Here is a 22,550-nt window from a genome sequence, read left to right on the forward strand (position 1 = left end):
CTTAATGATTGTGATTAGCTAGAAATATGTTATAATAAATAGTAAAAACATTTTTTGGGGCAACCCAACTTGAAAGGAATGAAACTTGGGGATTTACCCGAGATATCTTAATTATGGATTTAACAAAATATATCGCATCGATTGAAAACTACCCAAAAGAGGGCATCACTTTCCGTGATATCTCACCATTGATGGCTGACGGAAAAGCTTATAACTACGCAGTTCGTGAGATTGCTCAATATGCTTGTGACCACGATATTGATATGATCGTTGGACCAGAAGCGCGTGGTTTCATCATCGGATGTCCAGTAGCAGTTGAACTCGGTATCGGTTTTGCACCAGTTCGTAAACCAGGTAAATTGCCACGTGAAGTTATCTCAGCTGACTACGAAAAAGAGTATGGTGTGGATACTTTGACAATGCACGCTGACGCTATTAAACCAGGACAACGCGTTCTTATCGTTGATGACCTCTTGGCAACTGGTGGTACAGTGAAAGCTACTATCGAAATGATTGAAAAACTTGGTGGTATCGTTGCAGGTTGTGCCTTCCTTATCGAGCTTGACGGACTTGATGGACGTAAGGCTATTGAAGGCTATGATTGCAAAGTTTTGATGAACTTCCCAGGTTAATCCAGGGTATAGTTAAAAACTATATCTAGCTAAAGAAAATATATAATGGAAAACTATATCTCCATGTTTTATAATATTAAGATAGGATATTATAAGAAATGGAGATGTTTTCATGCCTATTAAACTTGACAAACAGTTACCCGCATTAGATATTTTACGTTCTGAAAATATCTTCATCATGGACGATACAAGAGCGCAGCAACAAGATATCAGACCAATGGAGGTTCTGATTTTGAACTTGATGCCAACAAAAGAAGTAACCGAAAGTCAGCTATTGCGCCTTCTAGCTAATACGCCACTGCAGATTAATGTTGACTTCCTCTACATGGCTAGTCATGAGTCTAAAAACACACATGCCGAGCACATGAAGACCTTCTACAAGACCTTTGATGAGATTGAGAGCAAATACTATGACGGGCTTATTATCACTGGAGCACCCGTTGAAACCATGCCTTTTGAAGAGGTCGATTATTGGACAGAGCTGACGCAGGTCTTTGACTGGGCTAAAACCCATGTCTATTCGACCCTTCACCTTTGTTGGGGTGCGCAAGCAGGGCTTTACTATAAGTATGGTGTAGACAAGGTTAGGATGTCTGAAAAATTATCTGGCATCTACGAGCAAGTTGTCAATCAGCCTCTAAATCCCATGATGAGAGGATTTGATGATGTCTTTGTCTCACCACATTCTCGCTACACAGACGTACCAGAGGATGTTTTACGTGAGAAGACTGATTTGGATATTTTGGCAACTGGAAAAGAAGTTGGCTTATCAATTCTAGCAAGTAAAGATCTGCGTGAGATCTATAGTTTTGGTCATCTTGAGTATGACAAAGATACGCTGGCTAAGGAATATGATCGAGATCAAAAGGCAGGCAAATGCCCGCTGATTCCTGCCAACTATTTCCCAGATGATGATGACAGTCAAGAACCTCAAATGCGTTGGAACTTGGCTGCGGCAACCTTCTTTAGCAACTGGATTAACTATGCTGTTTATCAAGAGACACCTTATCGACTTGAGGAGTTGGAGAACGATTTTTCATTCTACGGCTACCTCTAAAGAGGTTTGACTTTATGACTTATTTGGACAGTATTAAGTCAGGACATCTGGTTTTGCCAGGTAGCCTGCTTTTCAACTTTAAAGATATTTTCACATCTAGTGATGATTTTCTGATTTGGCAGTTTTTCTACCTGCAAAATACCAGTCAGTTGAGTGAAATGGCTCCTAGCAGTATTGCGGAAGCCTTGGGCAAAACGGTGACTGAGGTCAACCGTTCCATCTCTCGTTTGACAAATGCAGGGCTTCTAGCCATGAAAACCATTGAATTGGACGGCGATATCGAGGTCATTTTTGATGCCAGTCTGGCTCTTGAAAAGTTAGAAGAACTCCTGACACCGCAAGCAAGTCCGCAAGCAGCTCAGCCATCTAGCAATGACTTCAAGAGTCTGGTTGAAGATTTTGAAAGAGAACTAGGTCGCATGCTTAGTCCTTTTGAATTAGAAGATCTTCAAAAGACCATTCGTGAGGAACAGGCGGATCCTGACTTGATACGGGCGGCATTGAGAGAGGCAGTTTTCAATGGTAAGACCAATTGGAACTATATCAATGCCATCTTGCGTAACTGGCGCCGTGAAGGGATTACGACCCTCAGACAGGTTGAGGAAAGACGTCGCCAAAGAGAAGAATCAAATCCGCAGAATGTGCAGGTTTCAGATGACTTCTTGTCTGCCATGGATCTTTGGAGTGACTAAGGGACAAGTTCTTGGTCAATAGATGTATAGAGAGGAGGAGACCAGATACTTGCCTTGTTGCCAGTGGTCGCCTCCTCTTTTGCTATATGCTATAATAAATAAAGTACAATGATAAAGATGATAGCACGCAAAGTGCCAAAGTCTTAGAAGAATAGAAAGTAAGGAAATGGAAACAGTTTTATCACAACGATTGCGCCAAGTGGCTGCCTATGTCCCACAAGGGGCAAAGCTTTTGGATGTAGGGTCAGACCATGCCTACCTACCAATCGCTCTACTGGAAGAAGGAAAAATTAGCTCTGCCATTGCAGGAGAAGTTGTCAAGGGTCCTTTTGAATCTGCCCAGAAAAATGTGGCAGCTTCAGGTTTTGAAGAAAAAATTGAAGTACGCTTGGCTAATGGCCTAGCTGCATTTGAACCAAGTGATCAAGTGACCGCTATCAGCATCTGTGGTATGGGTGGTCGCCTGATTGCGGATATTTTAGAGGCAGGCAAGGAAAAACTGACTTCGGTTGACCGTCTGATTTTGCAGCCCAACAATCGTGAAGACGACCTTCGTCGCTGGCTGGTGGCCAATGGCTTCGCTATTATTGCTGAAGAAATCATGACTGAAAATGGCAAATTCTATGAAATTCTTGTAGCAGAAGCAGGGCAGGCAGAATTGACAGCAGACCAAGAGCGATTCGGACCTTTTCTGATGACGGACTTGTCAGACATTTTCCGTCTCAAATGGGAACGTGAGTGGAATAAATTGGACATCGCTCTAGCCCAAGTTCCCCTCTCAAATGAAGAAAGTCGCTCTGCTCTTATCCAAAAAATGGAAAAAATCAAGGAGGTTTTGGCAAATGAAAGCTAGTCAGGTCATCCAACGCTATGAGCAATATTGCCCGCAGGAGCTGTCTATGGAAGGTGATATCTCTGGACTTCAGGTCGGAAGTTTGGATAAGGATGTCAAAAAGGTCATGATTAGTCTGGACATCCGTGAAAATACGGTCGCTGAGGCAATCGAAAAAGGCGTGGATTTGATTATTGTTAAACACGCGCCGATTTTTAGACCATTGAAAAATCTCGTCAGCAGTCCACAAAATGATATCCTGCTCAAGTTAGTGAAAAATGATATTGCCGTCTATGTCAGCCATACCAATATTGATGTTGTGCCTGATGGTCTTAATGATTGGTTCTGTCAACTGCTTGACATTGAAGAACCTGACTATCTCACTCAGACTCAAGATGGTTACGGAATTGGACGAGTTGGCTCTATCAAGGAGCAGACTTTGGAAGATTTTGCCCTCAAGGTTAAAGACGTTTTTAGCTTGGATGCTGTGCGATTGGTTCGTTATGATGGTGACAATCCTACCGTAAATCGTGTTGCTATCTGTGGTGGCTCAGGTCAAGGTTTCTATCAGGATGCTCTTGCTAAAGGCGCTCAGGTTTTTGTGACTGGGGATATTTATTACCACACAGGGCAGGAGATGATTACCAACGGTCTTTTGGCCATTGATCCAGGGCATCATATCGAGGCGCTCTTTATCAGTAAGCTCCTTGAAAAATTTGAGACTTGGAAGGCTGAAGAGGGCTGGGAGCTTGATTTTCTAGCTAGTCAGGCCTCAACCAACCCCTTTTCACACCTGTAAGGAGGTTAGGGTATGGAGTGGTTAACGTCTCAAAATCCCGTTCTCCTAGCCTTCTTGGCTGGTCTCTTTACCTGGGCCTGTACGGCACTTGGCGCAGCGATTGTCTTCTTTTTCAAGAGGATTAGCCGTAGACTTCTTGATACCATGATGGGCTTTGCGGCTGGTGTTATGATTGCGGCTTCATTCTGGTCGCTCCTAGCTCCCGCCATTGAATATGCAGAAGCTGATTATGGAAGTTTGGCTTGGTTGCCAGTAGCCATTGGTTTTCTAGTTGGGGGATTTAGCCTGCGCTTAATAGATGCTATCGTACCTCATCTCCATCTGGGAAAGAATAAATCAGAAGCAGAAGGCTTGCATCCAAAGAGTCTCTCTAAAACCATGTTGCTCTTTTTAGCAATTACTATTCATAATTTTCCGGAAGGTCTGGCAGTTGGTGTGACATTTGGAGCGCTAGCTAGTTCAGGGCATTCGAGTTCATCAGCACTTGTTGCAGCGCTAGGCTTAGCTATTGGGATTGGTCTGCAAAATATTCCAGAAGGTGCTGCCCTTTCCATTCCCATCCGAGCAGAAGGCAAGTCTCGTAAATCTGCCTTTTTCTGGGGAGCGATGTCAGCGATTGTTGAGCCGATTGGAGCAGTACTTGGAGCAGCCTTGGTTATGTGGATGCTAGCAATCATCCCTTATGCTCTAGCCTTTGCAGCAGGTGCTATGATTTTCGTTGTGGTGGAAGAGTTGATTCCTGAATCACAAACAAACGGTAATACAGATATTGCGACCATGGGCTTGATGATTGGATTCGTCATCATGATGGTCATGGACGTGGCACTTGGTTAGAGAAGTTTATAGACATTCAGTTTGACAAATAAGGCAAGAGAAAGAGTGTGGGAGAAAAGTCCTGTACTTCTTTCTTTTTATCATAAAGAAGGGAAAAATCATGAAAGTAGCAATTATTGGTGGTGGCATTGTCGGTGCGACAGCTGCCTACTATCTCTCAAAAGAAAATGATCTTGATGTAACTGTTTTTGATAGTGGTCATGGTCAGGCGACCAAAGCGGCAGCTGGTATTATCAGTCCTTGGTTTTCTAAGCGTAGAAATAAGGCTTGGTATCGTATGGCAAGACTGGGAGCTGATTTTTACCAGACCTTGGTAGCTGATTTGAAAGCAGACGGTTTTGATACCTCTTTCTATCAGCAGTCGGGTATTTACCTACTTAAAAAGAAGGAGAAAAGTTTAAAAGACTTGCTTGAGTTAGCTCAAGAACGCCGTCAAGAATCACCCTTGATTGGTGATTTGGAATTGGTTGCCTTAGAAGAAGCTAAAAAGACTTTTCCAGACTTGCAGGGTTTTGATCAAGCGATTTTTGCTAGCGGTGCTGCCCGAGTCGAAGGAGCAGAGCTGACACAGACTCTCCTATCTGCGGCAGCATGCCCTGTTATTGAAAAGGTTGTTAAGCTAGAGCTTGTTGACGGTGCTTACTTGATTGATAATCAGGTCTTTGATAAGGTCATTCTTGCGACTGGTGCCTGGTTACCTCAGATGTTGAGTCCTTTAGGCTATAAGGTGGATGTTCGTCCGCAAAAAGGTCAATTGACAGATTATTTCTTTGACGATTTAGAAACTTCAGACTATCCAGTTCTTATGCCAGAGGGCGAGTTGGATATTATTCCTTTTACAGCTGGTAAAATCTCTGTAGGGGCTAGTCATGAGAATGACAAAGGTTATGACTTGACTCTTGATGATGCGATTTTAAGTGGATTAGAAGTAGAAGCGCAAGCCTTTTTCCCTAAAATAAGCGAAGCTAATCGCAAACAACACCGTGTGGGAACAAGAGCTTACACCAGTGACTTTTCACCCTTCTATGGTCAAGTTCCAGACCTGTCAGGAGTCTTTGCAGCAAGTGGACTAGGCTCATCAGGTCTGACGACAGGTCCCTTAATTGGTCATAATCTGGTTGGACTTTTACTGGGAAAAGAAACGAGCTTGGAGACTAGCGATTATCCAATTGAAAATTATATTGAAAAATAGTCTTATTTTTCGCAAATCTTCTCATTTAATGGTAAAATAAGTGTAATGTATTTTAAATACAAATTTAATAAATGGAGAAGAAAAAGTGAAAAAGAGATACCTTGCTTTTTTAGTTGTCGTTTTAACAGCTTGTGGAACGCTTTTTGGTCACTCGGTTTATGCAGCCAGTCCAGTTAGTGTTGAACAAACAAGCATCCAGATAGATAGTTACGAGTTCGGTCCTGCTATCAGCAAAATCGTTCTGAAGTTGGATCAGAAGGTGACACCAGCCGTCGTCCACTCACAAACCAGTGTCACAACCGCAGGAGTGACTCGACAGGTAACAAATTCTTATGTTTCTGATGCGACTGGTCACGTTGTTTATCTAGAAGATAGTCAGTATGTCACCTTGGAATTGGCAGTTAGTTACAACCCTTCGGAAACAACTCAAAATGCTCAACCATTTACCTTTGATTTAAATCTTTGGCGTAATGTTTGGGTGTCAAGTTACCAAGTTGATGTTACAGATCTTTCAGTAGTTGCTGAGGGTGACAGTGAGTCACAAATGGTGGCTAGCTCACAAGATGCACTACCTAACAAGATTGTTCCAGTCTTGGATACCTTCTCAGAAAAAGGTAGTGTTGCTAATCTTCAATATGCAGCTTATCAAGCACCAGATAGCGGTCAATCACGTCCTTTGATTGTTTGGTTGCACGGTGTTGGTGAGGTCGGTACAGATATTAGCATGCCCCTCTTGTCAAATGAGGTTGTCGCTTTGACTCAGGATCAAGTCCAAAGTCATTTCTCTACCTTTGGTACTCAAACGGGTGCAGATGTGCTTGTCTTACAATCTCCTCAAGCTTGGTCAGCAAGTTCTGCTTCATCAGTAAAAGCGGCAATTGATAGTTATCTTGCCAACCATCCATCAGTTGATTCAGACCGAATCTATCTTGTAGGTGCTTCAAACGGTGCAGGTATGGTATTGAATATGGGAGTGACTTATCCAAATTACTTTGCAGCCCTAGTTCCGATTGCTTCAGGCTATTCTTACCAAAATACTTCAACTGAAGGTCAAGAGTCATACAGTCTAGATGCAACAACAGCTGCTGCACTTAAGGATCAACCAATGTGGATGATTCATGCAAGAACAGATACAACTTATCCAGTTGACACAACTATTTTGCCATTCTACAAGGCCTTGCTTCAATCAGGAGCAAGCAACAAGTGGTTGTCTTACTTCGAAACAGTAACAGGAAGCGACTTCGGTGTAGAATACAATGGTCACTGGTCATGGATTTACTTCTTTAACGGACAAGTAACAGGTGTTCAAAATACAGATAACGCTAAGAATTCTGAAGGTCTCTACGGTATGGTTGCGACAGATGCAACACATGGTGGAGATGCGCAAGCAAGTTCACACGGCATGAATTTCAGCAATATCTTTGACTGGATGAGTGCTCAAAGCCTTACTTCTAGAGCTCAATAAAATGAAAAATCACTTCTTTGATTCCTAATTCAAAGGGTGAATTTTTTGCTTATCTGAAAAAGTTGAAAAATTTTTAGAAAGCTTAATGACGGGCAAAACACCACTATTGCAAGAGATTTAGGGCTTTTAAATAGTGACAAGGTTTTCAAAAAATGGTAAACTATTAATGATTAAATTATAGAGGAGACCCTACTATGAAAGGTATTATTCTAGCAGGTGGTTCAGGAACACGTTTGTATCCTTTGACACGTGCAGCATCAAAACAATTGATGCCTATCTATGATAAACCAATGATTTACTATCCCCTATCAACACTGATGTTGGCAGGTATTAAAGACATTTTGATCATCTCTACTCCACAAGACCTTCCTCGTTTCGAGGATCTTCTAGGTGATGGATCTGAATTTGGTATTTCATTGTCATATGCAGAGCAACCAAGTCCAGATGGATTGGCACAAGCCTTCATTATCGGTGAAGAATTCATCGGTGATGACAGCGTAGCCCTTATCCTTGGAGACAATATCTATCACGGTGCTGGTCTTTCAGCAATGTTGCAACGTGCCGAAAGTAAAGACAAGGGTGCAACTGTATTCGGATATCAAGTTAAGGACCCAGAACGTTTTGGTGTTGTTGAATTTGATGAAAACATGAACGCTATCTCTATCGAAGAAAAGCCAGAATCTCCAAAATCAAACTATGCAGTAACTGGTCTTTACTTCTACGACAACGATGTTGTTGAGATTGCTAAAAACATCAAACCATCACCTCGTGGTGAACTTGAAATCACTGATGTTAACAAGGCTTACCTTGAACGTGGCGACCTTTCAGTTGAATTGATGGGACGTGGCTTTGCATGGCTCGATACTGGTACGCACGAAAGTCTTCTTGAGGCTGCTCAGTACATCGAGACGGTTCAACGTTTGCAAAATGTACAAGTGGCTAACCTTGAAGAAATTGCTTACCGCATGGGTTATATCACTCGTGAACAAGTCCTTGAGTTGGCACAACCACTTAAGAAAAATGAATACGGACAATACTTGCTCCGTTTGATTGGAGAAGCTTAATGACTGAACAATTTTTTGATAAAGAATTAGCTTGTCGCCCAGTTGAAGCTATTCCTGGACTTTTGGAATTTGACATTCCTGTTCGTGGGGACAACCGTGGCTGGTTTAAAGAGAATTTCCAAAAGGAAAAAATGGTACCGCTTGGTTTCCCAGAAAGCTTCTTTGCAGAAGGAAAATTGCAAAACAATGTTTCTTTCTCACGTAAGAACGTTCTTCGAGGGCTTCATGCTGAGCCATGGGATAAGTACATCTCAGTAGCAGATGAAGGTAAGGTTCTCGGTTCTTGGGTTGACCTCCGTGAAGGAGAAACCTTTGGTAATGTTTACCAAACAGTTATCGACGCTTCAAAAGGTATCTTCGTACCACGTGGCGTTGCCAATGGTTTCCAAGTGCTTTCAGACAAAGTAGCATATAGCTATCTCGTTAACGATTACTGGGCACTTGAACTCAAACCAAAATATGCCTTTGTAAACTATGCAGATCAAACTCTAGGCATCAAGTGGGAAAACCTCGAAGAAGCAGAAGTCTCAGAAGCAGACAAAAATCACCCACTCCTCAAAGACGTTAAACCTTTGAAAAAAGAAGATTTGTAAGAGGCGAGCAGAGCTAGCATTATCTTGTGTCACTACATAAAGTGACACAAAAAAGAAAAAACTTTTCGGAGAAAAAATGACTGAATTTAAAAACATTATCGTAACTGGTGGAGCTGGTTTCATCGGTTCAAACTTTGTACACTATGTTTACAACAACCACCCAGATGTTCATGTAACTGTACTTGACAAATTGACTTATGCAGGTAACCGTGCAAACATCGAAGCTATCCTTGGTGACCGTGTTGAATTGGTTGTTGGTGATATTGCTGACGCTGAATTGGTAGACAAATTGGCTGCTAAAGCGGATGCTATTGTTCACTATGCGGCTGAAAGCCACAACGACAACTCACTGAACGATCCAAGTCCATTTATCCACACAAACTTTATCGGTACTTACACGTTGCTTGAAGCAGCTCGTAAATACGATATCCGTTTCCACCACGTGTCAACGGATGAAGTTTATGGAGACCTTCCACTTCGTGAAGACCTTCCAGGACATGGTGAAGGACCAGGTGAAAAATTCACTGCTGAAACGAAATACAACCCATCATCACCTTACTCATCAACTAAGGCAGCTTCTGACCTTATTGTTAAGGCTTGGGTACGTTCATTTGGCGTGAAAGCAACGCTTTCAAACTGTTCAAATAACTACGGACCATACCAACACATCGAAAAATTCATTCCGCGCCAAATCACAAATATCTTGGCAGGAATCAAACCAAAACTTTACGGTGAAGGTAAAAACGTCCGTGACTGGATCCACACAAATGACCACTCAACAGGTGTTTGGGCTATTTTGACTAAGGGTCGTATCGGTGAAACTTACCTTATCGGTGCTGATGGTGAGAAAAATAACAAGGAAGTTCTTGAACTTATCCTTGAGAAGATGGGTCAACCAAAAGACGCTTACGATCACGTAACTGACCGTGCTGGACACGACCTTCGTTACGCTATTGATTCTACAAAATTGCGTGAAGAACTTGGTTGGGAACCACAATTCACAAACTTCTCAGAAGGTTTGGAAGAAACAATCAACTGGTACACTGAAAACCAAGATTGGTGGAAAGCAGAGAAAGAAGCAGTTGAAGCTAACTACGCTAAAACGCAAGAAGTTCTTAAATAATAAAAGAAAACCCTTGATATATCAACGTTTGGTTGAACATCAAGGGTTATTTTTGTATAGAAGAGACAAATAAGAGGTAAAGTTGCAAACTGTATAGTGGGATTAGAAATAATGTCAAGCGATATTTGTATGGTAGAGATGTGTCTGGAATATAGAAAAAGAGGTTGGAGTTTTCTCCAAACCTCTTTAATCATTATTTACCGAAAAGGCCTTTGATTTTGTTAAGGGCACCATCAACGCCGCCAGCACCTTCTACAAGTGATTTAGCTTGTTCGAAGTATTCACCGAGTTGGTCTTTGTTGTCGTTGATGAATTTTTGTGCTGCTGAGAAGTCTTTTTTCTCGATAAGTTCTTTAACTTGATTAAGTAGTTCTTGTGGATTCATGTTGTAACCTCTTTTTATTGTGATAATTTATTAAAACATAATTCTGATAAATTAGAAAGTATTCTGCTTGAAATCGATAAAGACAGCTTCAGGAACTTGAATCTGATTTGATATGAAGGTCAGGAGACCTGTTTCACTATCTCGCTTAAAGACTGAGAGATGGTTAGACTCTTGGTGGCAGGCAAGAAGATGGTCTTGCTTGGGACTGAGGCAGATATCTCTTGGTATTTGCCCATGGCTTGGAGTGATATCGACAAGAGAGATTCCAGAGTCAATTTCGATTTTGAAGCAGGCGATTGAATTGTGTCCACGATTGGAAACGTAGAGAAATCTTTGGTCCTGACTCATTTTGATAGCAGCGGCAGCATTATTACCTTTAAAGTCAGCGGGAAGTGTCGAAATTTTGGTCTCATGCTCAAAGTAACCGCAGCCATTATAAATAAGGACATCTACTGTAGAATCAAGCTCGTTAACGAGATAAGCCAGTTTATGGCTCGGATGAAAGACCAGGTGTCTAGGTCCAGAGCCTGACTTGGTCTGAAAGCTTGTCATCTGCTGGAGTTTCCCATCCACAAGCTTATAGCTAAAGAGACGATCGCTCCCCAAGTCGCAGACCAAAAGGTAATGGTCAGGCGTCAGACCAACAAAGTGGGGATGAGCCTGATTTTGGTTAGGATGAGGTCCAGATCCAGTCAATTCTTGATAATCGCTGAGCTGTAGCTTATGATTGTCATCCAGGTAATAAACCTTGATTTGGGCAGTATGGTAGTTAGCGGTATAAATCAACTGACGTCCAGGATCATAGCTAATGTGACAAGGTGCAGGACCTGCTTCTAAATGACGGTCAATAAGTTGACCATTAAGGTCGTAAGCTGCAATACCACCTTTGCCCTCTTGGTTTGAAATAGAAAAAATGGCTTCATCAGAAAAAGCCAGATAGGTTGGTGACCCTTCTTCAACGAAAAGTTTCAGATCACTGATTTCAGCTGTCTTTTCATCGAAATTTGCTTGATAAATGCCCTGTGATTGGCCTTTGGTATAGGTTCCAAAATAAAGTGTCTGTGTCATTGTTACCTCTCTTTATTTTTGACTTATTCTTTAAAATTATATCACATTTTTTGTTATAATAGAGAAAAAAGAATGGGGTGGACTATGACAAAACTAGCTACAATTTGCTATATTGACAACGGCAAAGAATTGCTTCTGATGCTGAGAAATAAAAAAGAAAATGATGTTCATGAAGGTAAGTGGATTTCAGTAGGTGGCAAGTTAGAAGCTGGTGAGACCCCTGATGAATGTGCCCGTCGAGAAATCTTTGAAGAAACCCATCTCAAAGTGAAAAAGATGGATTTTAAGGGGATGATTACCTTTCCAAACTTTACACCTGGTCATGACTGGTACACCTATGTTTTTAAGGTAACTGATTTTGAGGGGCAATTGATTTCTGATGAGGAATCCAGAGAAGGCACCTTGGAATGGGTTCCCTATGATCAAGTTCTTTCAAAGCCAACCTGGGAAGGTGATTACGAGATTTTTAAATGGATTTTGGATGATGTTCCCTTTTTCTCAGCTAAGTTCGTCTATGACGAAGAGCAGCGTTTGGTTGAAAAGACAGTAGATTTCTATGATAAGTAATCATCACAATGACTGTCTATTCGAGATGTAATTGAAGAAGGAAAGAGTAAATGAAAGAATCAAAAGATAAAAAATGGACGGATTCCTGGTTTTACAGGTGGTTTTTAAATAATCAAGCAGTGGTAGTGCTTCTCATAACACTTCTTGTGTTTTTGGTGATATTTCTCTTTTCAAAAATCTCATCAATTTTTACGCCACTGATCAGCTTTGCGACTATCTTGATGTTGCCTCTGGTTATCTCAACAATCCTCTACTATCTGACAAAACCGTTGGTCTCTTTTGTTGAGAAGAGAACTGGTCTTTCTAGGACGTCATCAATTTTTCTAGTATTTGCCTTGATTGTCTTGTTGATTATTTGGGGGCTGTCAGGTTTTATTCCAATGTTGCAGCGCCAGATTATCTCCTTTATTGAAAATCTGCCCAGCTATGTTGCTAGTCTGGATAAGCAGTCTGAGACTTGGTTGGATAATCCTTGGCTCAATGCCTATCAGAGTCAACTGGAAAGTATTTTGAGTGATGTTTCTTCAAAGGCTGTTACCTATGCAGAGAGCTTTTCTAAGAATGCCTTTAGCTGGGTTGGTCAGTTTGCGGGAGCTATTACCAGAGTGACTGTGGCCATTATCATTTCACCCTTTATCCTCTTTTACTTCCTCAGAGATAACGGTAAGATGAAAGAAGGCTTGTTAAAGGCAGTTCCAACAAAATTACGTCAGCCAACCGCTCGTGTGCTAGGAGATATCAATCAGCAGTTGGAAGGTTATGTTCAGGGGCAGGTTACGGTTGCCATTGTGGTTGGGATTATGTTCTCTGTTATGTTCTCAATCGTTAATTTGAAATATGGTATTGCACTGGGGATTATAGCTGGTTTTTTGAATATGATTCCTTATTTGGGAAGTTTCTTGGCCATGATTCCTGTGGTCATTATGGCTCTGGTTGCAGGACCCCTCATGCTGGTTAAGGTTTTGATTATTTTTGTTATTGAGCAGACTATCGAAGGACGTTTTGTGACTCCTCTTGTTCTTGGTAGCAAGCTCAATATCCACCCAATCACCATTATGTTCATTCTCTTGGTTGCTGGGACGATGTTCGGCGTTTGGGGTGTCTTTTTGGGAATTCCAGCCTATGCCTCAGTCAAGGTTTTAGTTAAAGAAGTGTTTACTTGGTACAAGGCTGTCAGCGGTCTTTACCCAGATGAAGAAAGTGAGGACCTAGAAGGTCATGTTGAATAGTGAAAAGATGGTGGCATCCATTGCCAACCAAGATTTGGCTCATGCTGATAAGTATTTTGAAAAAGCCTTGCTGGAAGATGATAGCGAGGTTCTGATTGAGTTAGCTGAGTACTTGGAGTCTATCGGTTTCTTGCCACAGGCAAAGCGTGTCTACGAGCAAGTCCGTTATGACTACCCTGAAGTTAATATCAGTCTGGCACAGATTGCGGCAGAAGATGGTGATATCGAAGGCGCCTTTCTCTACTTGGATGCTATCAATGAGGATAGTCAAGATTACCTTTCAGCCCTGCTAGTTATGGCAGACCTCTATCAGATGGAAGGACTGTCGGATGTGGCACGTGACAAGCTTTTGCTGGCGCGTGAGCTTTCAGATGATCCTTTGATTATCTTTGGATTAGCTGAGATGGAGATGGAAGTTGAAAACTATCAGGCAGCCATTTCTCAGTATGCTAATTTGGACAATCGTGAGATTTTGGAAGCAACTGGTGTGTCTACTTATCAGAGAATTGGTCGTGCCTATGCTAGTCTTGGTAAGTTTGAAGCAGCCATTGAATTTCTTGAAAAATCAGTTGAGATCGAGTATGAAGATGAAGCAGTCTTTGAGTTGGCTGGCATTCTCTACGATCAAGAAGAGTATCAAAAAGCCAATCTCTACTTCAAGCAATTGGATACGATGAATCCTGATTTCGCAGGTTACGAATACCTCTATGCCCTTTCTCTACATGAGGAACATAAAATCGAAGATGCCCTTCGATTGGTTCAGCAGGGCTTGGCTAAGAACGAATTCGACGTGAATTTGTTACTGGCTGCGTCTCAGTATGCCTACGAATTGCATGATAGTGCGTCAGCAGTCAGTTATCTTCTCGATGCGGCTAAGGTTGCAGAAGATGATGAAGAAATTCTGCTGCGTTTGTCAACCATTTACCTAGAAGAAGAGCGTTACGAGGATGTCTTGGCGCTTGCCCACGATGATATCGAAACGTTGGTAACCAAGTGGAATATCGCTAAGGCCTATCGTGAGCTTGAAGAAGAGGATGAGGCATTCGAGGCTTATCAAGCTCTAGAGAAGGATTTGATTGACAATCCTGAGTTCCTGCAGGAATACGCCTACCTTCTGAGGGAGTTTGCCTACTATGACAAGGCTAGAGAAATTGCTGAGAAGTACCTCATCTTGGTCCCTGATGATGTGAATATGACGGAGTTTTTGAATGAAGGATAATTTTAAGGATAAGCTAGCTAGCAATCTGATTTCGGTTATCATTATTTTTGTCCTCCTCATGGTTTTTGACCAGTCGGGTGAAACCCAGCGCAATACATTTCTGGTTCTTGTGACCTTTCTTGTCATAACCACCTATGATTATCTACGCCTACGTTTTAAAAAGCGAAACAAGGATTGATTTTTTGGAAAATAGCTGCGCCTAGGATATAAAAAGAAGTTAAGTAAGCCAAAAAGGCTTGCTTAATTTTTTGATATTTAAAATGAAAAAATTCACAAATATATTTTCACAAACTTTCTGAAAAACTGTGATATAATTGACTTAGAATTTGTGAAAAGCAACCTAACTTACCAGAGACAGCAAGGGAGTTTGGAAACTTTTTTACGGTTTGTCATTTGTTTATTTGAACAGAGTTCAGAAAAAAGACAGTGTAAGAGTTATGGCTGGCAATCTTGTCTAAGTTTGTCATTTTTATACTGTACTTAGGCTGGCTCTTGTATCATCATTTAGAGAGGCTAAAATAATGACTGATAAGACAGAAAATTATGGTGCCGACCTTGTTGTCGACAGTTTGATCAACCACAATGTGGACTATGTGTTTGGAATTCCTGGTGCGAAAATCGACCGTGTATTCGATACTTTAGAGGATAAAGGACCTAAGCTAATTGTAGCTCGCCATGAGCAAAATGCTGCCTTTATGGCTCAGGGTGTCGGTCGTATCACTGGTGAGCCAGGTGTTGTCTTGGTAACAAGTGGACCTGGTGTCTCTAACTTGGCAACTGGTCTTGTGACAGCTACTGATGAAGGTGACCCAGTTCTTGCAATCGGAGGTCAGGTTAAACGTGCTGATCTTCTAAAGCGTGCTCACCAATCAATGAACAATGTGGCAATGATGCAGCCGATTACCAAGTATTCAGCTGAGATTCACGATGCCAATACAATTTCAGAAACAATCGCTAACGCTTATCGCTATGCTAAGTCAGGTAAGCCAGGAGCTAGCTTTATTTCGATTCCTCAGGATGTGACCGACAGCAAGGTTTCTGTTAAAGCAATCAAACCATTAACAGATCCAAAACTCGGTTCAGCGTCTGTTGATGATATCAACTACTTAGCGCAGGCAATTCGCAATGCAGTTTTGCCAGTTCTTCTTTTGGGAAATGGTGCGTCAACAGAAGGTGTAACTGCCTCAATTCGTCGCCTGCTTGAAGCGGTTAAATTGCCAGTTGTTGAAACTTTCCAAGGTGCTGGTATCGTTTCACGTGACTTGGAAGAAGATACCTTCTTTGGTCGTGTTGGACTTTTCCGTAACCAACCAGGTGATATGTTGCTAAAACGTGCTGACCTTGTCATCGCCATTGGTTATGACCCAATCGAGTATGAGGCACGCAACTGGAATGCTGAAGTTTCTGCACGTATTGTGGTTATTGACGTTGAACCAGCTGAAATTGATACTTATTTTCAACCAGAGCGTGAGTTGATTGGTAACATGGAAGAGACACTCGATCTCTTGCTTCCAGCAATCAATGGCTATGTTCTGCCAAATGGATCAAAAGACTATCTTAAAGGTCTTCGTAACACTGTTGTCGAAGATGTGAAATTTGATCGAAACTCTCCAAAAGGCTTGGTTCACCCACTTGATTTGATTGAAGTTCTTCAAGAAAATGTGACAGATGATATGACCGTAACAGTTGACGTTGGTAGCCACTACATCTGGATGGCTCGTTACTTTAAATCATACGAAGCTCGCCACCTACTCTTCTCAAATGGTATGCAAACCTTGGGTGTAGCCCTTCCTTGGGCAATCTCAGCAGCGCTGCTTCGTCCAAATGAGACTATTATCTCTATTTCAGGAGACGGAGGATTCCTCTTCTCAGCACAAGAATTGGAAACAGCTGTGCGTTTGAAATTACCAATTGTTCACATCATTTGGAATGATGGTAAGTACAATATGGTTGAGTTCCAAGAGGAGATGAAGTACGGTCGTTCATCAGGTGTTGACTTTGGACCAGTTGATTTTGTAAAATATGCTGAGAGCTTCGGTGCTAAAGGACTCCGTGCTGATAGCAAGGAAAGTTTTGCAGACCTCTTGAAGTCAGCCCTCTCAGAAGCTAAAAATGGTCCTGTCTTGATTGATGTTCCAATCGATTACAAGGACAATGTGACTCTAGGTGAGACAATCTTGCCAGATGAATTTTATTAATTAGGAGAAAAACTCCTACAACAAAACGATTAACATTTTAGGAGAAACTGTTTCATGGCAGAAGCAATTAAGTTATTTCAGTACAATACCTTGGGAGCCTTGATGGCTGGTTTGTATGGTGGTTCCTTGACGATTGGTGAATTGTTGGAACATGGAGATTTGGGAATTGGTACCCTTGACTCTATCGATGGCGAGTTGATTATCTTAGATGGCAAGGCTTATCAAGCTAAAGGGTCAGATGGCAAGCCAGAAGTAGTAGAGGTGTCTAATGATGTTAAGGTGCCCTACGCAGCAGTTGTTCCCCATCAGGCAGAGGTTATCTTCCGTCAACGTTTTGAAATGTCTGATAAGGAGTTGGAAGAGCGTATCGAATCTTACTATGACGGTGTTAACCTTTTCCGCTCTATTAAGATTAAAGGAAGTTTCAAGAACATGCATGTTCGCATGATTCCAAGATCAGCACCTGATACAAAATTCGCCGATGTAGCCACTCGCCAACCTGAATATACAATGGAAAATGTGTCTGGTACCATCGTTGGTATCTGGACACCTGAAATGTTCCACGGAGTAAGTGTTGCAGGTTACCACCTTCACTTTATCTCAGATGACCATACCTTTGGTGGTCACGTGATGGACTTTATCATTGAAGAAGGTCTGGTTGAAGTAGGACCAGTTGATCAGCTGGATCAACGTTTCCCAGTCCAAGACCGTCAGTATCTCTTTGCTAAATTCAATGTAGACGAAATGCGTGAAGATATTACTAAGAGTGAATAGTAGATAGAGTAAAAGAGCTAGAAGTTTAACTCTTAGCTCTTGTTCGATTTATAGTAAAAGCAAGCTAGTTTTGTAACTAACTTGCTTTTTGTATACTTTAGAAAATATCTAGCACTTATTTACTGAGACGCATGCTGTCAATTTTTTCCTGCGTAGGTGTGACACGCAGGGTCTTCTGACCGGTATAGGTCACGAAACCAGGTTTGGCTCCGCTAGGTTTATTGAGCTTTTTAGCTTCAATCATATCGACTTGAACCAGATTAGAGAGGCGTGATTTTGAGTAGTAGGCTGCTAGTTCAGCAGCATCTGTTTTGACTTCATCGCTAGGATCAAGATTGTCCTTGATGATAACGTGACTTCCAGGAATATCCTTGGCGTGGAACCAAAGTTCCCCTTTTTTAGCCATCTTAAAGGTCAATTCTTCATTTTGCAGATTATTTCTACCGACCATGATGATGGTTTGACCATCTGAGGCAAGGTATTGCTCAGGTTTCTTGCGTTTGTGTCGTTTGTCAGTTGAGCGACGTTTCATAAAGCCAGCCTGCACCAGCTCTTCACGGATATCTTCAATCTCGTCCATATTGGCTTGAGAGAGGTTATAGTCAACACTTTCAAAGTAATCAATGGTCTGCTTGGTTTCCTCAATCAAGCCCGTCAAATGTTTAACAGCCTCTTTGAGTTTTTGGTATTTTTTGAAATAACGCTGGGCATTTTGGTTGGGAGTTAGGGCGACATTGAGAGCGATGGTAATCTTCTCGCCAGTGTAGTAGTTGTCCAATTCAACTGAAGGTTTGTTGTTAGGCACTAGGCTCAGATAGGTCGTTAGGAGCTCGCCTTTTTGACGGAACTCCTCGGCATTGTCTGTCGCTGCTAGCTCAGCCTCCTGCTTACCAAGCTTTTTACGGTTCTTCTCAAGTTCATTCTGGACACGGTGGATCAGGTCAGAAGCCTGCTGAGCGATACGGTCACGCTCTGCTTTTTCTTGATAAAAATAATCCATGAGCTCTGAGAGACTCTCGAAGGTTTGGACGCTATCGCTAAATGGCACAGCAGCGAAGCTTTTTTCAGTCAGGCTAGGTGATAGTGGTCTCTGGAAGAAGCTGCGGAACTGCTTGAGCTTGTCGCTTTCTAGCAGGGCTGACAATTCTTGAGCGGTGTCACGACCTAGACCTTGGAAGAGTCTTTGCAGATTTCTGGCATCCAAATCCTCGGTTTGTAAGATTTCAAAGAGCTTTTCATCACCGATGGTAAAGGGATTTTTAGCATCCGTTTTAGGCGGAGCGATGTAAGTTGACCCTGGCAAAATCGTTCTGTAAGAGTTCTGAGAGAAGCCCACGTGCTTGATAGACTCGATAATCTTAGATTCGTTCTTGTCGATCAGGATAATGTTAGAGTGTTTCCCCATGATTTCAACCACAAGTGTCACCTTGATATCGTCACCGATTTCATTCTTGTTTGAAACCGTAAATTCAAGGATGCGATCATTTTCAATCTGCTGGATTTCTTCAATGACAGCCCCTTGAAGATACTTACGCATAATCATGGTGTAGGTATTTGGATTCTGTGGATTTTGAAAATCTGCCTTGGTTGTTTGGACACGTCCAAAAACAGGGTGGGCAGACAGGAGTAGTTTATAATTTTGGCGATTATTGCGGATGGTCAGGACCAATTCACGTTCAAAGGGCTGATTGACCTTTTGAATACGTCCGTAAAGCACCTGTTCACGCAATTCTTCTGTCAAATGGTGTAGAAAAAAACCGTCGAATGACATAAGATCCTCCTTAAAGTTATTCCTCTCATTATACCATAGTTTGTGGTAAAAAACTGAGATGTTCTTTGTAGGATCAGATCCTTAAGTTTCATGAGTAATCTATTTTGTTGTATAAATATTGTAATTTTTATGATAATTGGTGCAATTTAGAATAGCAATTTAATTCAAGTGATTTAATAATTTTTCGATTAAATTGTATTGACAATATATATAATGGTTTGAGATGCGGTATATCATGATGGAAGCAATCTATTAATTGTCGCTATATTTTAATCTAAAAGGAGATTGAAAGAATGAAATCAAATCAAACACAGGGTAACGGAACAATCAAGAAACTTCGTACAGGTGCAGTCGTATCAACATTGGCACTTGTAGGAATTGGTATGACAACCCAAGTTGTCAATGCTGATGAAGTGACAACGGCTGATACACCAGACGTTGTAACCACTACGCAAACAGCAACGACAGACACATCTGCAACTGTTTCACAAGAACAAGTTGATGCGGCAGAAACGGCTACGCAAGTTGCTAACCAAGCTGTTGCCAACCAAGAAACAATCGTAACCAACGCTCAAGAGGCTGTTTCACAAGCTGAACAAACAGTATCAAGCGTTGAAAGTCAAATTGCTGCAGCTGAAACGGTAACAGCTGACCAAGTGTCTGAAGCAACATCAACAGCGTCAACCCTTTCAGAAAGTGTTGCAGCTGCAGCAAACGCTGTGACTGCAAGTGCTGAGCAAGTAACGGCTAGTCAAGCAGCTGTCGATTCACAAACAGCTGTTGTGAAAAACGCTCAAACGGAAGCAGACAATGCAGCTGCAGCACAAGCAGCCGCTCAAACAAAAGTTGATACACTTACAAGTGGTTCAACAGCGTCTGAAGCAGAAGTTAATACACTTACAGATCAAGTTGAACAAGACAAAGCATCTCTTGATTCAGCACAAGCATCTCTTGAAGCTGGTCAAACAGCATCCCAAGATAAAGAAACAGCTATTGCTTCTCAAGAACAAACAGTATCTGAAGCTAAAAACGCTGTAGATGAAGCGTCTGAAACTGTCAATGAATCTGAATCCACTTTGGAATCATCAAAAACAGCTTTGAGTGAAGCGCAAGCAAAACTAGCAGCTGCTCAAGCCCTTGCTGATTCATCCGATGTAACTAAAGTCAACCAAACAATTACGTTGCCGACAACCGTCATCACAGCGCTAAATAATGGCTCATCTGTAACACGTTATCAAAACGCTATTTCATCAGCAAACAAATACGTTTCAAGCCCTGCCGATAAAGCAATCGTTTTAGGTCAAAACCAAACAATTGAAGAAATTGTCAACAACCTTAGCGATGATGTTAAATCTGAACTTGCAAACTTCTACGCTGATCTCATCCAACAAGTGGAAACACAACTTGGTTCATCCGTTAAAGTAACAGCATCTGTCACAGCGCAAAAACTAGCGGAAGCTATCCAAGATCAATTCCAAACTAATGGATTATCTGATGACATTTACACACGTAATCTCAACAGCCTCGTCGTTGACTGGAACAAGAAAACTTGGACAACTGCAGCTACAGGTGGTAGCGCAACGCTTGGAACAAATGCATCTTCAGCTATTAATCATGAAGAAGACGCAGAAAATGCACTCGGTATCTACCATGACTTCACCGCAACAGCGTCAGTAAATACTGTGTCACAAGCAACAGGTGGTTCTGACCTTACGCATACACGAACAAGCACATACACTCTTGATGATCTCAAGAAAGCATTGTACTCACAATTCGTAAGCAATCTAGCATCGCAAGCAAGCGCTATCAGCTGGTTGTATTCAAAAGACCTCACAGGAAACTATTATGTAGGTGTCGATCTCAGCGCTGTTTCATTTGAAGATTACGTATCAAACGCCGGTGTATCTAAAGACATGAACACAGCTCAAAGTGTATATGCAACAGCCGTTAAAGCTCTTAATGACACAACAGCTACACTCAATAATCTTAAATCAGGATCTATCGACATTGCTAGCCTTCAAGACGCTGTCGACGCAGCTCAAGCTAAACTCACAGAAGATACAGCTAAACTTGAAGCAGCTAAAGCTGCTTATGCAGCAGCGCTCGCTGATGATGAAACTAAAGCACAAGCACTTGCCGCTGCTCAATCTGAATTGACAACAGCTACTCTCGCGTCAACAGCCGCAAACATGAAACTTGCCCAAGAGCAAGCAACATTGACTGAGCTTACAAATAAGCTTGAGTCGGCTAAGGCTGCAAACGCAACAGCCGTTGCAACACTTGCATCACTTCAAGCAGATTACGCTGAAGCAAAAACACTTGCTGATAACTTGGCTAATGCTCTAGCTAATAAAGAAGCAACTCTTGCTAAATTGAATGATGAACTCGCAAGTGCAAACGACAACCTTGTAGCTCTTAAAGCGAAACTCTCTGCTGAAGAATCAGTTCTGGCTAACCTTAAGAAAGTAGCAAGCGATGCTAACGCTTACTATGTAGCTCTCGCTGCTAAACTTGCAGCTCAACAAAAAGCTGATGACACAGCAAAAGCTGATGACACAGCAAAAGCTGATGACACAGCAAAAGCTGCAGACATTGCAAATAAAGCAAAAGATATCGTGAACAATGGCGGTAATGTAGCAATCGTTACAGATAAAGATGGAAACATCACAGATGTTATCGACACGAAAAATGGGAATAGTGAAGCAGTAGCAAGTAAGTACCTTACAAAACAAGAGGCACATGTCTTGACTAAAAGTTATACCCAAAACGTGGTAAGTCGTCGCTCTACGCAACAGACTTCAACAAGTTACCAAGCAAAACTTCCTGAGACTGGAGAAGTGGATTATAGTGTCTATACAATTGCTGGAATCAGTATTTTGGGAATGGCAACACTCTTTCACAAGAAAAGGGAAGACTAACCTTTTTTCTAAATGAAAGAAACTCTTAGTATGGAATATTAACGGCACTAGCCCCCACAAATGAGACACAAGAAAAAACACTTCTGTTGAAATCTAGTAAACTAGAAACAGGAGTGTTTTGTTATGGTCAAAAAAGCT

At 41.7% G+C, this 22,550-nt stretch carries 20 protein-coding genes and 2 pseudogenes; 19 read left to right on the forward strand and 3 right to left on the reverse strand.

Going from position 1 to position 22,550, the window contains the following annotated elements; genetic code table 11:
* The first annotated feature begins 113 nt into the window (after positions 1-113).
* The 12 genes and pseudogenes from JOC28_RS04690 (at position 114) to rfbB (ending at position 10,283) form a co-directional block, all read left to right on the forward strand.
* Complete coding sequence (locus JOC28_RS04690) at positions 114-632, forward strand: adenine phosphoribosyltransferase (protein ID WP_205009487.1); 519 nt, start codon at positions 114-116, stop codon at positions 630-632.
* 112 nt (positions 633-744) lie between these two features.
* Positions 745-1,689 carry a homoserine O-acetyltransferase MetA gene (gene metA / locus JOC28_RS04695; protein ID WP_205009488.1) on the forward strand — a complete coding sequence of 315 codons (945 nt, stop codon included), beginning with the start codon at positions 745-747 and terminating at the stop codon, positions 1,687-1,689.
* Positions 1,690-1,703: 14 nt separating this feature from the next.
* Positions 1,704-2,381, forward strand: a complete 678-nt coding sequence (locus tag JOC28_RS04700; protein WP_205009489.1) for a DnaD domain-containing protein — start codon at positions 1,704-1,706, stop codon at positions 2,379-2,381.
* A gap of 166 nt (positions 2,382-2,547) precedes the next feature.
* On the forward strand, positions 2,548-3,234 hold the full coding sequence (locus JOC28_RS04705; RefSeq protein WP_205009490.1) for a tRNA (adenine(22)-N(1))-methyltransferase: 687 nt from the start codon (positions 2,548-2,550) through the stop codon (positions 3,232-3,234).
* Positions 3,224-4,012, forward strand: a complete 789-nt coding sequence (locus JOC28_RS04710; RefSeq protein WP_205009491.1) for a Nif3-like dinuclear metal center hexameric protein — start codon at positions 3,224-3,226, stop codon at positions 4,010-4,012. The genes JOC28_RS04705 and JOC28_RS04710 overlap by 11 nt, the downstream gene beginning before the upstream one ends.
* A 12-nt stretch (positions 4,013-4,024) precedes the next feature.
* Positions 4,025-4,846, forward strand: coding sequence for a ZIP family metal transporter (locus JOC28_RS04715; protein ID WP_205009492.1), 822 nt, complete (start codon positions 4,025-4,027; stop codon positions 4,844-4,846).
* Between the two features lie 100 nt (positions 4,847-4,946).
* Positions 4,947-6,038 (forward strand): NAD(P)/FAD-dependent oxidoreductase, encoded by a 1,092-nt coding sequence (locus JOC28_RS04720; protein ID WP_205009493.1) that lies wholly within the window; start codon positions 4,947-4,949, stop codon positions 6,036-6,038.
* A gap of 85 nt (positions 6,039-6,123) precedes the next feature.
* Positions 6,124-6,531: pseudogene (locus JOC28_RS10945) on the forward strand (hypothetical protein); the annotation flags it as partial.
* Positions 6,532-6,711: 180 nt separating this feature from the next.
* Positions 6,712-7,503: pseudogene (locus JOC28_RS10950) on the forward strand (carboxylesterase family protein); the annotation flags it as partial.
* Between the two features lie 194 nt (positions 7,504-7,697).
* Positions 7,698-8,567, forward strand: coding sequence for a glucose-1-phosphate thymidylyltransferase RfbA (gene rfbA, locus JOC28_RS04730; protein ID WP_205009495.1), 870 nt, complete (start codon positions 7,698-7,700; stop codon positions 8,565-8,567).
* A complete protein-coding gene (locus tag JOC28_RS04735; RefSeq protein ID WP_205009496.1) occupies positions 8,567-9,160 on the forward strand; it encodes a dTDP-4-dehydrorhamnose 3,5-epimerase family protein in 594 nt (197 codons plus the stop codon). The genes rfbA and JOC28_RS04735 overlap by 1 nt, the downstream gene beginning before the upstream one ends.
* Positions 9,161-9,236: 76 nt before the next feature.
* Positions 9,237-10,283, forward strand: a complete 1,047-nt coding sequence (rfbB, locus tag JOC28_RS04740) for a dTDP-glucose 4,6-dehydratase (protein WP_205009497.1) — start codon at positions 9,237-9,239, stop codon at positions 10,281-10,283.
* 193 nt (positions 10,284-10,476) lie between these two features.
* Here the strand turns inward: rfbB and JOC28_RS04745 are convergent, their stop codons facing one another.
* On the reverse strand, positions 10,477-10,668 hold the full coding sequence (locus JOC28_RS04745) for a hypothetical protein (RefSeq protein ID WP_205009498.1): 192 nt from the start codon (positions 10,666-10,668) through the stop codon (positions 10,477-10,479).
* A 51-nt stretch (positions 10,669-10,719) separates the two neighbouring features.
* On the reverse strand, positions 10,720-11,736 hold the full coding sequence (locus JOC28_RS04750; protein WP_205009499.1) for a lactonase family protein: 1,017 nt from the start codon (positions 11,734-11,736) through the stop codon (positions 10,720-10,722).
* An 84-nt stretch (positions 11,737-11,820) separates the two neighbouring features.
* Between JOC28_RS04750 and JOC28_RS04755 the strand changes: the two genes are divergently transcribed.
* From JOC28_RS04755 to budA, 6 genes are all read left to right on the forward strand, one after another.
* Positions 11,821-12,303 carry an NUDIX hydrolase gene (locus JOC28_RS04755; RefSeq protein ID WP_205009500.1) on the forward strand — a complete coding sequence of 161 codons (483 nt, stop codon included), beginning with the start codon at positions 11,821-11,823 and terminating at the stop codon, positions 12,301-12,303.
* A 50-nt stretch (positions 12,304-12,353) separates the two neighbouring features.
* Positions 12,354-13,532 (forward strand): AI-2E family transporter, encoded by a 1,179-nt coding sequence (locus tag JOC28_RS04760; protein ID WP_205009501.1) that lies wholly within the window; start codon positions 12,354-12,356, stop codon positions 13,530-13,532.
* Positions 13,522-14,751 (forward strand): tetratricopeptide repeat protein, encoded by a 1,230-nt coding sequence (locus tag JOC28_RS04765; RefSeq protein WP_205009502.1) that lies wholly within the window; start codon positions 13,522-13,524, stop codon positions 14,749-14,751. The genes JOC28_RS04760 and JOC28_RS04765 overlap by 11 nt, the downstream gene beginning before the upstream one ends.
* The gene (locus tag JOC28_RS04770; protein ID WP_205009503.1) at positions 14,741-14,929 is read left to right on the forward strand and encodes a sec-independent periplasmic protein translocation protein TatC; all 189 of its coding nucleotides are present in this window, start codon (positions 14,741-14,743) and stop codon (positions 14,927-14,929) included. The genes JOC28_RS04765 and JOC28_RS04770 overlap by 11 nt, the downstream gene beginning before the upstream one ends.
* Positions 14,930-15,272: 343 nt before the next feature.
* Positions 15,273-16,949, forward strand: coding sequence for an acetolactate synthase AlsS (gene alsS, locus JOC28_RS04775; RefSeq protein WP_205009504.1), 1,677 nt, complete (start codon positions 15,273-15,275; stop codon positions 16,947-16,949).
* A gap of 54 nt (positions 16,950-17,003) precedes the next feature.
* The gene (gene budA / locus JOC28_RS04780) at positions 17,004-17,723 is read left to right on the forward strand and encodes an acetolactate decarboxylase (protein ID WP_205009505.1); all 720 of its coding nucleotides are present in this window, start codon (positions 17,004-17,006) and stop codon (positions 17,721-17,723) included.
* Positions 17,724-17,838: 115 nt separating this feature from the next.
* Here the strand turns inward: budA and JOC28_RS04785 are convergent, their stop codons facing one another.
* Positions 17,839-19,494: an Rqc2 family fibronectin-binding protein gene (locus JOC28_RS04785; RefSeq protein WP_205009506.1), complete on the reverse strand. Its 1,656-nt coding sequence runs from the start codon at positions 19,492-19,494 to the stop codon at positions 17,839-17,841.
* A 293-nt stretch (positions 19,495-19,787) separates the two neighbouring features.
* On the opposite strand from JOC28_RS04785, the gene JOC28_RS04790 reads away from it, so the two are divergent.
* Complete coding sequence (locus JOC28_RS04790; RefSeq protein WP_205009507.1) at positions 19,788-22,412, forward strand: LPXTG cell wall anchor domain-containing protein; 2,625 nt, start codon at positions 19,788-19,790, stop codon at positions 22,410-22,412.
* The last annotated feature ends 138 nt before the right edge of the window (positions 22,413-22,550 follow it).

This window comes from Streptococcus loxodontisalivarius (assembly GCF_016908645.1).
In the GTDB taxonomy this organism is placed as follows: Bacteria; Bacillota; Bacilli; order Lactobacillales; family Streptococcaceae; genus Streptococcus; species Streptococcus loxodontisalivarius.